Source organism: Aeromonas sp. R5-1 (genome assembly GCF_040908265.1).
Classification (GTDB): Bacteria; Pseudomonadota; Gammaproteobacteria; order Enterobacterales; family Aeromonadaceae; genus Aeromonas; species Aeromonas caviae.
This window is the reverse complement of record NZ_JBFODJ010000048.1, coordinates 70853-84579: the sequence shown is the minus strand read 5'-3', so window position 1 is coordinate 84579 and position 13727 is coordinate 70853. Positions and strand designations below refer to the sequence as shown.

17 protein-coding genes are annotated in these 13727 nt (G+C 60.3%); 8 read left to right on the top strand and 9 right to left on the bottom strand.

All coding sequences use genetic code 11. The features are described 5' to 3' along the window. Positions 1 to 92 precede the first annotated feature (92 nt). The gene (gene radA / locus AB5Y64_RS06815; protein ID WP_010673036.1) at positions 93 to 1457 is read left to right on the top strand and encodes a DNA repair protein RadA; all 1365 of its coding nucleotides are present in this window, start codon (positions 93 to 95) and stop codon (positions 1455 to 1457) included. Between the two features lie 53 nt (positions 1458 to 1510). Here the strand turns inward: radA and AB5Y64_RS06810 are convergent, their stop codons facing one another. Both AB5Y64_RS06810 and AB5Y64_RS06805 read right to left on the bottom strand, forming a co-directional pair. Beyond that, positions 1511 to 1897 (bottom strand): PilZ domain-containing protein, encoded by a 387-nt coding sequence (locus AB5Y64_RS06810; protein ID WP_029313755.1) that lies wholly within the window; start codon positions 1895 to 1897, stop codon positions 1511 to 1513. Between the two features lie 102 nt (positions 1898 to 1999). After that, positions 2000 to 2482: an Rsd/AlgQ family anti-sigma factor gene (locus tag AB5Y64_RS06805; RefSeq protein WP_029313757.1), complete on the bottom strand. Its 483-nt coding sequence runs from the start codon at positions 2480 to 2482 to the stop codon at positions 2000 to 2002. Between the two features lie 338 nt (positions 2483 to 2820). On the opposite strand from AB5Y64_RS06805, the gene hupA reads away from it, so the two are divergent. Continuing rightward, positions 2821 to 3093, top strand: coding sequence for a nucleoid-associated protein HU-alpha (hupA, locus tag AB5Y64_RS06800; protein ID WP_005305063.1), 273 nt, complete (start codon positions 2821 to 2823; stop codon positions 3091 to 3093). A 113-nt stretch (positions 3094 to 3206) separates the two neighbouring features. Beyond that, entirely contained in the window at positions 3207 to 3632 is a 426-nt protein-coding gene (locus AB5Y64_RS06795) for a hypothetical protein (protein WP_029313758.1), read from the top strand. Between the two features lie 83 nt (positions 3633 to 3715). On the opposite strand, the gene AB5Y64_RS06790 is transcribed toward AB5Y64_RS06795, so the two are convergent. Next, on the bottom strand, positions 3716 to 3865 hold the full coding sequence (locus AB5Y64_RS06790; RefSeq protein WP_080944170.1) for a hypothetical protein: 150 nt from the start codon (positions 3863 to 3865) through the stop codon (positions 3716 to 3718). Between the two features lie 2 nt (positions 3866 to 3867). Further along, positions 3868 to 4854, bottom strand: a complete 987-nt coding sequence (gene dusA, locus AB5Y64_RS06785) for a tRNA dihydrouridine(20/20a) synthase DusA (RefSeq protein ID WP_368203536.1) — start codon at positions 4852 to 4854, stop codon at positions 3868 to 3870. 136 nt (positions 4855 to 4990) lie between these two features. On the opposite strand from dusA, the gene zur reads away from it, so the two are divergent. From zur to AB5Y64_RS06770, 3 genes are read left to right on the top strand one after another with little or no spacing between them, the layout of a single operon-like run. After that, complete coding sequence (gene zur, locus AB5Y64_RS06780; RefSeq protein ID WP_042882157.1) at positions 4991 to 5449, top strand: zinc uptake transcriptional repressor Zur; 459 nt, start codon at positions 4991 to 4993, stop codon at positions 5447 to 5449. Then, on the top strand, positions 5439 to 5900 hold the full coding sequence (locus AB5Y64_RS06775) for a chemotaxis protein CheX (RefSeq protein ID WP_010673043.1): 462 nt from the start codon (positions 5439 to 5441) through the stop codon (positions 5898 to 5900). Before zur ends, AB5Y64_RS06775 begins: the two co-directional genes overlap by 11 nt. 5 nt (positions 5901 to 5905) lie before the next feature. Then, a complete protein-coding gene (locus AB5Y64_RS06770; protein WP_049636474.1) occupies positions 5906 to 6133 on the top strand; it encodes a hypothetical protein in 228 nt (75 codons plus the stop codon). 90 nt (positions 6134 to 6223) lie between these two features. On the opposite strand, the gene brnQ is transcribed toward AB5Y64_RS06770, so the two are convergent. Both brnQ and AB5Y64_RS06760 read right to left on the bottom strand, forming a co-directional pair. Then, entirely contained in the window at positions 6224 to 7486 is a 1263-nt protein-coding gene (brnQ, locus tag AB5Y64_RS06765; protein ID WP_045523295.1) for a branched-chain amino acid transport system II carrier protein, read from the bottom strand. 235 nt (positions 7487 to 7721) lie between these two features. Beyond that, complete coding sequence (locus tag AB5Y64_RS06760; protein WP_210537974.1) at positions 7722 to 8432, bottom strand: tRNA1(Val) (adenine(37)-N6)-methyltransferase; 711 nt, start codon at positions 8430 to 8432, stop codon at positions 7722 to 7724. Positions 8433 to 8559: 127 nt separating this feature from the next. On the opposite strand from AB5Y64_RS06760, the gene srmB reads away from it, so the two are divergent. Next, on the top strand, positions 8560 to 9780 hold the full coding sequence (gene srmB, locus AB5Y64_RS06755) for an ATP-dependent RNA helicase SrmB (RefSeq protein WP_041210934.1): 1221 nt from the start codon (positions 8560 to 8562) through the stop codon (positions 9778 to 9780). A gap of 187 nt (positions 9781 to 9967) precedes the next feature. Here the strand turns inward: srmB and yaaA are convergent, their stop codons facing one another. From yaaA to tapT, 3 genes are read right to left on the bottom strand one after another with little or no spacing between them, the layout of a single operon-like run. Next, on the bottom strand, positions 9968 to 10741 hold the full coding sequence (gene yaaA / locus AB5Y64_RS06750; RefSeq protein WP_041214460.1) for a peroxide stress protein YaaA: 774 nt from the start codon (positions 10739 to 10741) through the stop codon (positions 9968 to 9970). 32 nt (positions 10742 to 10773) lie between these two features. After that, positions 10774 to 11883 carry a PilT/PilU family type 4a pilus ATPase gene (locus AB5Y64_RS06745; protein ID WP_319858192.1) on the bottom strand — a complete coding sequence of 370 codons (1110 nt, stop codon included), beginning with the start codon at positions 11881 to 11883 and terminating at the stop codon, positions 10774 to 10776. A 23-nt stretch (positions 11884 to 11906) separates the two neighbouring features. After that, the gene (gene tapT / locus AB5Y64_RS06740) at positions 11907 to 12941 is read right to left on the bottom strand and encodes a type IVa pilus ATPase TapT (RefSeq protein WP_010673050.1); all 1035 of its coding nucleotides are present in this window, start codon (positions 12939 to 12941) and stop codon (positions 11907 to 11909) included. 39 nt (positions 12942 to 12980) lie between these two features. Between tapT and AB5Y64_RS06735 the strand changes: the two genes are divergently transcribed. Beyond that, on the top strand, positions 12981 to 13682 hold the full coding sequence (locus AB5Y64_RS06735) for a YggS family pyridoxal phosphate-dependent enzyme (protein ID WP_042864460.1): 702 nt from the start codon (positions 12981 to 12983) through the stop codon (positions 13680 to 13682). The last annotated feature ends 45 nt before the right edge of the window (positions 13683 to 13727 follow it).

Below are 13727 nucleotides of genomic sequence, written 5' to 3'. Positions count from 1 at the left end.
GCCGCGGAAAGTCACTTTTCCGATTCTGGGTTTGATCTGCCGGTCGCAAACAAGTATATCAAGCAGGAATTCATCCTGTCCCCGAGTTATCCATGGCCAAAAACAAAACCGCCTATGTTTGTTCCGAATGTGGAGCCGACTTCACCCGCTGGCAAGGCCAGTGCAGCGAGTGCAAGGAGTGGAACACCATCACCGAGGTGCGACTGGGGGTGACGACACCCGGCAAGAGCGCTCGTTATACCGGTTATGCGGGCGCCGTCGGCAGCCAGGTGCAGACCCTGGCGGAGATCGCCACCACGGAGATCCCCCGTTTCAGCTCGGGCTTCAAGGAGCTGGACCGCGTACTCGGTGGCGGCGTGGTCCCCGGTTCGGCCATTCTCATCGGCGGCAACCCCGGGGCCGGCAAGTCGACCCTGTTGCTGCAGACCATGTGCGGCCTGGCGCAGCGCATGAAGACCCTCTATGTGACCGGTGAGGAGTCACTGCAACAGGTGGCGATGCGGGCTGGTCGGCTGGGTCTGCCCACGGACAAGCTGCGCATGTTGTCCGAGACCAGTGTCGAGCAGATCTGCCTCATCGCCCAGCAGGAGCAACCTCAGATCATGGTCATCGACTCCATCCAGGTGATGCACGTGGCGGATGTGCAGTCCGCGCCGGGGTCCGTCTCCCAGGTGCGGGAGTCGGCGGCGCTGCTGACACGCTATGCCAAGCAGAATCATGTGGCCATCTTCATGGTGGGCCACGTCACCAAGGACGGCACCCTGGCGGGTCCCAAGGTGCTGGAGCACTGCATCGACTGCTCCGTGCTGCTGGATGGCGGGCACGACTCGCGTTTTCGCACCCTGCGCTCCCACAAGAACCGCTTCGGTGCGGTCAACGAACTGGGGGTCTTCGCCATGACCGGGCAGGGAATGAAGGAGGTGAGCAACCCTTCCGCGATTTTCCTCAGCCGCGGGGAGGAGCAGGCTCCGGGCTCCATCGTCATGGTGATCTGGGAAGGCACGCGCCCCCTGCTGGTGGAGTTGCAGGCGCTGGTGGATTACTCCCAGCTCTCCAATCCGCGCCGGGTGGCGGTGGGGATGGACCACAACCGTCTCGCCATGCTGCTGGCGGTGCTGCATCGTCACGGCGGGTTGCAGATGGCGGATCAGGATGTGTTCATCAACGTGGTGGGTGGCGTCAAAGTCGAGGAGACCAGCGCGGATCTGGCGCTGCTGCTGGCCATGGTGTCGAGCTTCCGGGATCAGGCCCTGCCCAAGGATCTGGTGGTCTTTGGCGAGGTGGGGCTCTCTGGTGAGATACGGCCCGTGCCCTCGGGTCAGGAGCGACTGCAGGAGGCGGCCAAGCACGGTTTCCGCCGAGCCATCGTCCCGCATGCCAATGCGCCCAAACATCCCATCGAGGGGATGGAGGTGGTGCCGGTGAAGAAACTCTCCGATGCCCTCGAGGCCCTGTAATCGACCATGAAAAAGGAGCGTATGGACGCTCCTTTGTTTTTCTGCCCGCCCGCTCAGGATTCGGGGGGGACGTGGTCTCGGTGCTCTTGCAGCAACTGCTCCAGCTCGCGATGGAGCAGTTGTTCCTCTCCGATGTTCAGCTCGATCATCCGCTTGAGGTGAGTGGCGCTGTCGATGTCGATGTGGTGGCAGTAAAACCCCAGCTTCTTGCTGGCTTCGTGGGTCAGCTCGACCTGCATCTTGATCTCGATGTCGCTGCCCCCGAGCACGAAGCAGATTTCGTACTCCTTGTCCTCGCTGGCGACCCAATCCTCGGGTCTGAGCAGCAGGGCTCCCTGCAGGGAGACATCGACCAGCTGGGTGCGCCACTGGTGTTCACCCTGGGTGAGCTTGGCGGCGGTCAAATAGAAAATCCGAGTAAAGTGGCGGCGCTCGGCCATGGTCGTCTCCGGTCTGCGTGCGAGCAAGATGCTCATCCTTCATGTTGCAGAGTGTAATCCAGCTGGCACGCCAGGATATTGAACTGGCTCCGATATTGAATATCAGACCTGCTGATGGCTGAGGGATTCCACCACCTGCAGCGCCTTGACCAGCCGATCCTCCTGTTTGAACCTGTCCTCCAGCACGGGGCCGAGCTGGTTCAGATCCTCGTCCAGTTGCAACAACTGGGCTTCGTCGGCGTTGCTGTACTTGTCGTTGAACTCCAGCGCGAATTCGGTACAGGCACGGATATGGGGGTAGATGCGCTTGGCCAGCTCCAGTTTGTCCCCGCTGGCTTGCTCAAAGGCGGTGACGACATGGTTGTAGATCTCGAAATGGCCTGCGCTGACGTAATCGACCAGTTGTTCGCAAAAACGTTGCAGTTCGACGTGACCTGGGAGGGTGCGTTGCTTGCACTTGGCGGGCATGAGGCCTGCCAGTCGCATGTACTCGACCAGCAACGCCTGTCTGGCATCCAGCCAGTCATCTATTGCTCTGTGCTTGCCTGCCAGTGCGCGCTTGGTTTTTTCCAGTTCAGTTAACATAGTCCCTCCATGGGCATGACATGCTGCTCTCGGGTCGCATGCCTTCGGTCATTCTCATCGACTGACGACACTCCTATAACTAGGGAAAATCCAGTTGACCGTCAATAGGAGTGTAGGGATATTGTTACATCAGGCGGGGATTTGCATACCTCTCCCCACCGGTACTTCGCATCCTGTCGCCCATCCAGGGGACAAGGGGGCGATATATGTGACTATTTCCGCAGATCTTGATGAAAACCCCAGCATTCAAGCCAATCCGGCTGATAAAGCCTTTGCCTGAGTGTTTTTTTTTGAATAGAGTGGCCCGGTGCTAAATGCCCGATCATAAAGGAAATGTTATGAACAAAGCTCAACTTGTCGATGCAATTGCCGCCAAAGCAGACCTGAGCAAAGCTCAGGCCAAAGTCGCTCTGGAAGAGATCATCAATGGTATTACCCAGAGCCTGAAAGAGGGCGATGCCGTTCAGTTGGTGGGTTTTGGTACCTTCAAGGTCAACCATCGCGCGGGCCGTACCGGTCGCAACCCGCAAACCGGTAAAGAGATCCAGATTGCAGCTGCCAATGTGCCGTCCTTCGTGGCTGGCAAGGCGCTGAAAGACGCCGTCAAATAAGGTCGTCTTGTAATCAAATGAAACCCGGCTTGTGCCGGGTTTTTTCTTGCCATCTTCGTCAAAATTTGTTTCAGATACACTCAGGATATGGCATGCGCTGTAGCGAGGTGGATATGGAACAGAAAAATGCCATTCGGCAGGTAGCCGTCCCCTGGGCTCCCTCTCGTCAACTCCCTCCCGGCCTGGTCGTGGCCGAACTGCACCAGGATATCTGGAGCGACACCCTGACCGTCATGTTGGGGCGTGCTCGCAGCATCGATCTGCCTCCGTTGCCCCTGTGCCGGGTGAGTTTTCGCCACATCTTCGCGGTGCGGGTGATGGAGGATTGCGATCTGGCGGAGGGGCGTGACAGCCACGTCATCGAGGAGCAGATCCAGCTCATCACCCCGTCCCGTTTCGCCAGCTGGTTCCATCAGGAATCCGATGGACTGCACCTGGATGAAGATTTGCAGCACTACCGCATCTCGACCTGGGATTACTGCGCCGATGTGCTGACCTCTTCTCCCCCTGAACTCCAGTTCATGGTTCAGGAAGAGTAAGCCAGACTGTCGGGTCACCTCCGTGGTGACAAAAAAGCCGGCGCAGGGGCGCCGGCTTTTTCTTGTTCGGGAGCGTGGGGCGCTTAGCCCAGGATCTGGTCCCGGTGCAGCCCCAGCACGATCAGCAGCCCGATGAAATAGAAGGCGCTGAGCTTGATGCCGAGAATGGTGAGCAGGCCGGCGCACAGACGCACCAGGGCCTTGTGCAGCCAGGATCCGGTGAAGCGGTACATGATCACTCCACCGCGTCGGCCGGCGCGAACTCCGGCACCTTGGCCATGGCATCCAGCACCACTTGGATGTCGGCCCCCGGCTTGCAGGCATTCTCGCTCAGATGGCGACGCCAGGCGCGCGCCCCCTGCATGTTCTGGAACAACCCCAGCATGTGGCGGGTCATGTGGGAGAGGTAGTTGCCCTTGGCCAGCTCCTGTTCGATGTAGGGCTGCATCATCCGCACCACCTCGTGGCGGCTTGGCACGGCATGGTTCTCGCCGAACACCAGATTGTCCACTTGGGCCAGAATGTAGGGATTCTGGTAAGCTTCGCGGCCCATCATGACCCCGTCGAGGTGCTGCAGATGTTCAAGAGTCTGTTCCAGACTGGTCACCCCGCCGTTGATGGCAATGGTCAGTTCCGGGTAATCCTGCTTGACCTGGTAGACGCGAGGATAATCGAGGGGTGGGATCTCGCGGTTCTCTTTCGGACTCAGGCCGCTCAGCCAGGCCTTGCGGGCGTGGACGATGAAGGTATCGCAACCGGCGTCCCGTACCTGCTCGATGAAGGCCTGCAAGAACTCGTAGGAGTCTTGCTCGTCGATGCCGATACGGGTCTTCACGGTGACCGGAATGTCGACTACGTCGCGCATTGCCTTGACGCAATCAGCCACCAGCGCGGGTTCGCCCATGAGGCAGGCGCCGAAGCGGCCGTTTTGCACCCGATCGGAAGGGCAGCCGACGTTGAGGTTGACCTCGTCATAGCCGCGCTCCTCGGCGAGCCTGGCGCAGCGGGCCAGGTCTGCCGGGTTGCTGCCACCCAGTTGCAGGGCGAGAGGGTGTTCCTGCTCGCTGTAGCCCAGATAGTCGCCCTTGCCGTGGATGATGGCGCCCGTGGTCACCATCTCGGTATAGAGCAGGGTCTGGCGGGTCATCAGACGGTGGAAATAACGGCAATGCCGATCGGTCCAGTCCAGCATGGGGGCGATGGAAAAGCGCTGCGCCTGCATAAAAATCATCCGGGTTGGCCAAACAAGGGGCGGGATTCTATCACAACGTGAGACAGCCCCAGAAAATGAATTTTGTCGCCGCGCACTGGGGGCCCTGTGATAGTATCCGGCTAATTGACAGGGTATCTGCGTGAACATGAATCAAGACCAACTTCTACAACGAGCGGAACGCCTTTGCGAGCAGCGCGGGATCCGTTTCACCCCGACACGGCGCCAGGTGCTCCGGCTGCTTGCCGCCCACGGCAATGCCATCAGTGCCTATGATTTGCTGGCCCAGTTGCAGCAGACCGAGGCTCATGCCAAACCGCCTACCGTCTATCGGGCGCTCGACTTCCTGCTCGAACAGGGCTTTGCCCACAAGGTGGAGTCGCTCAACGCCTTCATCTTCTGCTGCCACTTCGACCATGCCCACCCGATGCAACTGCTGATCTGCGATCGTTGCGGTGAGGTAGTGGAGCTGCACGATCCCGCCATCGACGGCGCCTTTTCCGAGCAGGCTCATCAGCATGGTTTTACTATTACCAACAAGACCATAGAAGCCCATGGTCAATGTGCCCGCTGTTCCGTTACCGTAGGAAGTCAAGATGAAGGCTGATTTTGTAAACCCGTTCCTGCTCTCCCTGCTCAACGTGCTCTCCACCATGGCACAGCTGGAACTCAAACCGGGCGCGCCCAAGCGCAAGACGGACGAGCTGGCTCGGGGAGATGTCTCCGGCCTGATTGGCATGGTGGGTCCGCAGACCCGGGGCTCCCTCTCCATCAGTTTCGAGAAGGGGCTGGCATTGGAGATCATGCGTCGCATGCTGGGGGAGGCGCCGGCCACCATCAACGAGGAAGTGACCGACATGGTGGGCGAGATCACCAACATGGTGACGGGCGGCGCCAAACGCATGCTGGGGGAGAAGGGCTATGAGTTCGACATGGCGACCCCGGTCATCGTCTCCGGTCCCAATCACACCATCACTCACCGGGCAGACGGCGCCAAGATCATGATGCCGTTCGAATCGGAGTATGGCCGTGCCACCATCGAGATCTGCTTCGAGTAATCGCCATGTGGAAGATGCTGAAATGGAGTGTCATCGGTGGGGTGGTGCTGCTTATCCTGTCGGATATCGAGATCAGCACCTCTCTCTACAAGTACGAAGACAACCGCGTGGAGATCAACTTCCCGCGCTGGCAGGCTGACCAGCCCTGGTGCACCCTGCGCTGGCATGAGGGCCGGTTTGAGCATCACTGGTACGGTCTTGCAGGCAAACCCAAGCCAGCAACCGTCCTCTGAAGAGCGCTCTCCACAACGGATGAACCAGATTGCACCAACAAAAAAGAGGCCAGCAAATGCTGGCCTCTTTCATTTGGTCAAGATCTGTTATCAGGCCGCTTCTGCAGCCAGCTTGCCATTGCCACGCACCATGACACCGAGGCCACAGGCCAGCAGGGTCGGCAGCAACCAGGCCAGGCCTTTGTCAAACAGCGGCAGGAAGGCGAAAGCATCCATCTTCATGCCGGCGGCGCCCAGGCCGTCCAGGCAGCCGAACAGGAAGGCGACCAGCAGCACGGAGCGGAACACCAGGCGGGGGCGACCGAAGTAACCCTTCAGGAAGGTGACCAGTACCAGCGCCACGGCAACCGGGTAGATGGCGACCAGCACCGGAATGGAGAGGCTGATGAGCTGGCTCAGGCCCACGTTGGCCACGATGCCGCAGATGACACCCAGCAGCACGACCAGCTTCTTGTAGCTCATGCCGGTCAGGTTGTGGAAGAAGTCGGAGCAGGCGGAGATGAGGCCGACGGCCGTGGTGAAACAGGCCAGGGTGATGATGGCTGCCAGGATGAACTGACCCGGTTGGCCGAACAGACTCAGCACGTAGGCGTTGACGATAGCACCGCCGTTGCTCACGTCGGTGGCGACGCCGGCAGCGGTGTTGCCCAGCTGGAACAGGGAGACATAGACCACGGAGAGACCGATGGCGGAGATGATGCCAGCGATGGCCAGGTACTTGAACTGGCTCTGGTAGTCATGGATGCCTTTCTGGCGCAGCAGGTCGACGATCAGGGCGCCGAACATCAGGGACGCCAGGGTGTCCATGGTGTTGTAGCCTTCCAGAATGCCTTTCACGAAGGGGGTGCTCTGGTAGTCACCGGATGCGGCAGGCATGCTTCCTTGCGGTGCGACGAAGACACCGATGGCCAGGGTCAGCAGCAGCAGCATCAGCAGCGGGGTCAGGTACTTGCCGATGGCATCCATCAGCTTGCCCTGGTTGAGGGAGACCAGGATGGCTACGCCGAAGAACAGTACTGTATAGGCAGCCAGACCGGATGGTCCCATGTCGCCAAGGAAGGGCTTGAGGCCCATCTCGTAGGCCACCAGGCCGGTACGGGGGGCGGCGAAGGCCGGGCCGATGATGATGTAGATGGCGACGGCCAGTGCGGTGGCCACGCCGGCCGGCAGCAGCTTGGTCATGCCGGCCCAGCCGTTGCCAGCCTTGGCGACGGCGATGATGGTGATGAGGGGCAGGCCCACGGCGGTGACCAGGAAGCCCAGCATGGCCAGGGAGAGGTGCTCACCCGCCATGAAGCCGGCCAGGGGCGGGAAGATGATGTTGCCTGCGCCCAGATAGAACGCAAAGGTCATGAAGCCCAATCCGAGTACATCGGACAATGTGAGTGATTTCGTCAAGTTCAACCTCGTCTGTCTTGTAAACTATTGCTTGTTATAGTTTTTTATTTGTCAGTGACCGGCACTTTCCGGGGGTAAAAAAAAGAGCCCCGCTGGTTTTTTCATCGCGACCAGTGGTTTGAACTGGTCTTGAGCGGGCGCTCATTTAGCAGTCAGCATAATGATGTGAAAAAATAGTTCAAGGCAAAATTTACATCTTCAAATAGAAGGGGCTGGTTAGTTGGATATATCTGTCGGAATAGCCTCCCGTGGCAGAATGGATCACAATTTCCCCCCTCTCACACTTGTTTAATCCTCTGCCAAGCAGCAATAAAACACGATTTGCCTCTTTCCCCTCTCTGGTAGTAACAGCCAGATAACAACGCTCATACAGATCATAACTCGACGAAATGCATAAAATTTCATCCGCCATCGCCGTGGGCAGCACCAGGGCCAGTTGCCCGGTACGGCTCAGCAGGCGATCGCTGGCGGCCAGCAATCCCCTTGGGTCGAGCCCCCCGGTATGACGGGCCAGAGCCCTGGCCGGATCGCGAAGTGTCTGGCCTGCCGGGAAATAGGGCGGGTTGGAGACGATGAGATCGTAAGGGGGGGCGAGGTGATCCTGAATGGCGCTCTCTATGATGGTGACCCGCTCACGCCAGGGGGAGGCCGTCACATTCTCATGGGCCTGCATGGCTGCATCCTTATCCAGCTCCACCCCGTCTATGTGGCAGTCGTTCGTGCTGCGCTGGGCCACCATCAGGGCGATGAGGCCGCTGCCGGTGCCGATGTCCAGCACCCGGCGGGCGCTGTCGACTGGCGCCCAGGCTCCCAGCAGAATGCCGTCCGTACCGACCTTCATGGCGCAGCGGTCGTGATCGATGTGAAATTGCTTGAACGTGAAACCGTTGTTGCGCCCCATTCGGCCCTCCTCCTGTGCCTGCCCGCGGAAAATGGCCGGCGATTATAGCGGCTAAGCCACAGTCACCATAGGAGCCGGCGGCATAATCGCCTATAATCTGCCGCTTCCTTAATGACCGAGTATTGCCATGAGCCAGTCCTTTGATGATTTCGACCTGAATCCAGCCCTCAGTCGGGCCTTGGCCGAGATGGGATTCACCCGCCCCACCACCATCCAGCAGATGGTGCTGGAGCCAGCCCTGGACGGCCGCGATATTCTGGCTTCTGCGCCGACCGGAACCGGCAAGACCGCCGCCTTCCTGCTGCCCGCGATGCAGCACCTGCTGGACTTCCCGCGTCGCAAGCCGGGTCCGTGCCGCATGCTGATCCTGACTCCGACCCGCGAGCTCGCGCTGCAGGTGAGTGCTCACGCCAAGGCCCTGGCGGTGCACACCCATCTCAGCATCGAGACCATCATCGGTGGTGTCAGCCATGAAGAGCAGCTGCCTGCCCTGACCAAGACCACCGACATCGTGGTGGCCACCCCGGGCCGTCTGCTCGAGTACATCGAGAAAGAGGAGTTCGAGAGCCACGACATCGAGGTGCTGGTGCTGGATGAAGCGGACCGGATGCTGGACATGGGCTTCATCAAGGACGTGAACCGCATCGTGGAAGAGGCGCGCTACCGCAAGCACACCATGCTCTTCTCCGCCACCCTGGAAGGGGCCGGCCTCGAGAAGTTTGCGAGCGAGATCCTCAAAGACCCGGTTGAGCTGCACGCCGAGCCGCCCCGCAGCGAGCGCCGCCCCATCACCCAGTGGATCCACCTGGCCGATGATGCCGCCCACAAGCTGGCTCTGCTGGTGCACATCCTGAAAAACCCGGAAACCCAGAAGGCCATCATCTTCGTCAAGACCCGTGAGCGACTGGCGGAGCTTTCCGGCCAGTTGCAGGCGGCAGGCGTGCCCTGCGCCTGGATCCGTGGCGAGATGGAGCAGGCCAAGCGCATTGAGTCTATCCGCAAGTTCCACGAAGGGGAGGTGCCCTTCCTCATCGCCACCGACGTGGCCGCCCGCGGCATCGATCTGCCGAACGTCAGCCATGTCATCAACTACGACATGCCCTACGGCGCGGATGTCTATGTGCACCGCATCGGTCGTACCGGTCGTGCCGGCAACCGTGGCTGCGCCATCAGCCTGGTGGAAGCTCACGACATGGCCATGGTCGCCAAGATCGAACGCTACACCGAGGAGCGCCTCAAGCGCCGGGTGATCGATGAGCTGCGCCCCAGACACAAGGAAGCGCGGGTGCCGGTGAAGAAGAAAAAGCCGAAGGATGCCAAGAAGTCGGCAAAGAAGAAAAAGAAGTAATGCCCCCGAGCACAGTTGAAACGGCCATCCCAGGATGGCCGTTTTGCTGTCTGCTGCCTGGGGAGTGGCCTGAGAGAGGCGCAGAAAAAAGCCGACGCAAGGACGTCGGCCAACAAAAAGTGCTTACAACAGAGGATTCACAGAGTCAGACCCGAGGATCTCCGACTTGGTTCCCTTGAATGTGTAATTAATTTTCAGCGCGCTTGAACATCAGGGTATTGGCGTCGGACTCTTCCGGTACAAAGTAGTAGCCGTCGGCATTGAAACCGGTCAGCTGTTCCACCCGGGTGAGCCGATGCTTGATGATGTGGCGTGCCATCATGCCGCGGGCCTTCTTGGCGTAGAAGCTGATGATCTTGAACTGGCCGTTCTTCTCGTCCTTGAAGACCGGGGTGATGATGCGCCCCTGCAGGGCTTTCGGGCGCACCGACTTGAAATACTCGTCGGAGGCGAGGTTGATCAGCACGTCGTCCCCCTGGGCCGCCAGCGCCTTGTTCAGGTGCTCAGTGATGATGTCGCCCCAGAACTGGTAGAGGTCCTTGCCGCGCGGGTTCTCCAGCCTAATCCCCATCTCCAGGCGGTAGGGCATCATGAGGTCAAGCGGCCGCAGTACGCCATAAAGGCCGGAGAGCATGCGCAGGTGGGCCTGGGCGAAGTCGAGGTCGGCCTCGCTGAAATCTTCTACGGCCAGACCGGTGTAGACGTCCCCCTTGAAGGCCAGCAGCGCCTGGCGGGCGTTGGCCAGCGTGAAGTCAGGCTGCCACTCGGCAAAGCGGGCGGCGTTGAGGCCGGCGAGCTTGTCGCTGATCTTCATCAGGCTGGCGATCTGGTCCGGGCTCAGTTGACGAGCCCGGGTGATCAGTGCTGCGGAGTGGTCCAGCAGTTCGGGTTGGGTGAAACGGGAGGTCACCAGGGGTGACTCGTAGTCCAGCGTCTTGGCCGGGGAAACCACAATCAGCATAACGGTCCTTTACTAGCGGTGACGCACGCCCCTCATTCATCCAGGGTCACGTTGTCGAGAGTGCCTGCACCCAGCTGCTCGCGACCCGACAGCTTGATGAGCAGTCGCAGGTCGTTGGCGGAGTCGGCATGGGCAAGGGCCTCACTGTAGCCAATTTGGCCGGCGCAGAACAGGGTGAACAGCGCCTGATCGAAGGTCTGCATGCCGAGCTCGCCGGATTTGGTCATCACCTCCTTGAGTCTGTGCATCTCTCCCTTGCGGATGATGTCGGTGACGAGCGGGGTGTTGAGCAGGATCTCGAAGGCGGCGACCCGGCGCAGCCCATGAGCGGAGGGGAGCAGCTGCTGGGCGACGATGGCGCGCAGGTTGAAGGAGAGATCGAACAGGAACTGGCGGTGCTTCTCCTGGGGAACCAGGTGGAGGATGCGATCCAGCGCCTGGTTGGCATTGTTGGCGTGCAGGGTGGCGAGGCAGAGGTGGCCAGTCTCGGCAAACTGGATGGCGAACTCCATGGTCTCCTGAGAGCGGATTTCACCGATGAGGATGACATCCGGTGCCTGGCGCAGGGAGTTTCTGAGCGCCACGTCGAAGGAGCCGGTGTCGATGCCGACCTCCCGTTGGGTCACCAGGCAGCGGCCGTGCTGGTGGACGAACTCCACCGGATCCTCCACCGTCAGGATGTGGCCGTCACCGTGCTGGTTGCGAAAGCCGATCATGGCCGCCTGGGTGGTGGACTTGCCGGCGCCAGTGGCCCCGACGAAGAGCACCAGCCCGCGTTTGGCCATGGCGACCTCCTGCAGGATGGGAGGCAGCACCAGCTCGTCAAAGGTGGGGATGCGGGTCTCGATGCGGCGCAGCACCATGCCCGGCATATCCTGTTGCCAGAAGGCGCTGACCCGAAAGCGCCCCAGCGAGCCTCGCTGGATGGCGTAGTTGGCCTCGCGGGTGTGCAGGAAGCGCTCGAAGTGGGTCTCGTCCAGGCTTTCTCTGATCAACGCCAGCGCCGTCGTCTTGTCGAGGGGAGCCGGCCCGAGCGACACCAGACGCCCGTTGACCTTGAGGGTCGGGGGGGCATCGACCGTGATGAAGAGATCCGAGCCCTTTTGTTCAACCAGTGCGGCGAGCAGAACATCCATGTTCATGGCGACTCCTTGGGTGTGCGAGCTTAAATGGTATTGGGATCGACCGCCTTGGCCTTGGCATCAAGGGAGGCGACGACCCCCCGGTTGACCAACTGCTTGAGGCTCTGGTCCATGGTCTGCATGCCGTGGGTCATCCCGGTCTGGATGACGGAATAGAGCTGGGCCACCTTGTCTTCCCGGATGAGGTTTCGCACCGCCGGGATCCCCAGCATGATCTCGTGGGCCGCCACCCGGCCGCCACCGATACGCTTGAGCAGGGTCTGGGAGATGACCGCCCGCAGGGATTCGGAGAGCATGGATCGCACCATGTCCTTCTCCGAGCCGGGGAAGACGTCGATGATACGGTCGATGGTCTTGGCAGCCGAGGAGGTGTGCAGGGTACCAAATACCAGGTGACCGGTTTCGGCGGCGGTCATGGCGAGGCGGATGGTTTCGAGGTCCCGCATTTCACCTACCAGGATGATATCCGGGTCTTCCCGCAGGGCCGAGCGCAGGGCGTTGCTGAAGCTCTTGGTGTCGCGGTGTACTTCCCGCTGGTTCACCAGGCAGCGCTTGTTCTCGTGCACGAATTCGATGGGATCCTCGATGGTGAGGATGTGGTGGTGGAAGTTGTCATTGATGTAATCGACCATGGCGGCCAGGGTGGTGGATTTGCCCGAGCCGGTGGGCCCAGTCACCAGCACCAGGCCGCGAGGGTACTCCGCTATCTTGCGAAATATCTCCGGCGCCCCCAGATCGTCCAGGGTCAGAACGGTGCTCGGGATGGTACGAAACACGGCGCCCGAGCCGCGCGCCTGCTGGAAGGCGTTGACCCGAAAGCGTGCCATGCCGGGCACTTCGAAGGAGAAGTCCACCTCGAAGTTCTCCTCCAACTCCTTGCGCTGGTGGTCATTCATGATGTCGTAAATGAGGGCATGGACTTCCCGGTGATCCAGGGCGGGTAAATTGATCTTGCGAACCTCCCCATCAACCCTGATCATCGGGGGGACTCCGGCCGAGAGGTGTAGATCCGAGGCCTTATGCTTTACACTGAATGCCAATAACTCTGTGATATCCATAGATTTGTTATTCTCCCATCACAAGATTACGAACGAAATATGAGCCAGATTGCCCAGCACCTGCTTCAGGTAAAGGAACGTATTGTAGAGGCTGCCCGGCGTGTTGGCCGCAGCCCAGATCACATCCAGTTGCTTGCTGTCAGCAAAACCAAGCCGCTGGGGGACATTCAGGCTGCCTACGCCGCCGGTCAGCGGCGCTTTGGCGAATCCTACGCCCAGGAGGCCGCGCTCAAGATTGATGCCTTGCGCGAGCAGAACGCCTGTACAGACATAGAGTGGCACTTTATCGGCCCGCTGCAATCGAACAAGTCCAAGCTGGTGGCGGAGCGGTTCGACTGGGTTCAAAGTGTCGATCGTGACAAGCTCATCGAACGCCTCAACAACCAGAGACCGAGTGGGCTCGCGCCGCTAAATATCTGTCTGCAAATCAATATTAGCGGAGAGAGCAGCAAATCCGGTACGTCGGAGCAAGAGATTTTCCGCCTGGCCTCCCTGGTGGCCCAAAGCGAGCGGCTGCGGTTGCGCGGCCTGATGGCCATCCCCGAGCATACCCGCGACGAGGGGGTGCTGGCGGCCCAGATGGCGCGCATGCAGGCTCTGTTCACCGAGCTTGCGCAACAATACCCGAGCGTCGACACCCTTTCGATGGGGATGACCGAGGATCTCGAGCCGGCCATTGCCCATGGCAGCACCATGGTGCGGGTCGGGACCGCCATCTTCGGGGCCCGTGACTATTCATGAGCAAGAGCCGGGGCGAGAAACACCCCGGTCGTGCTTTTTTTCAGG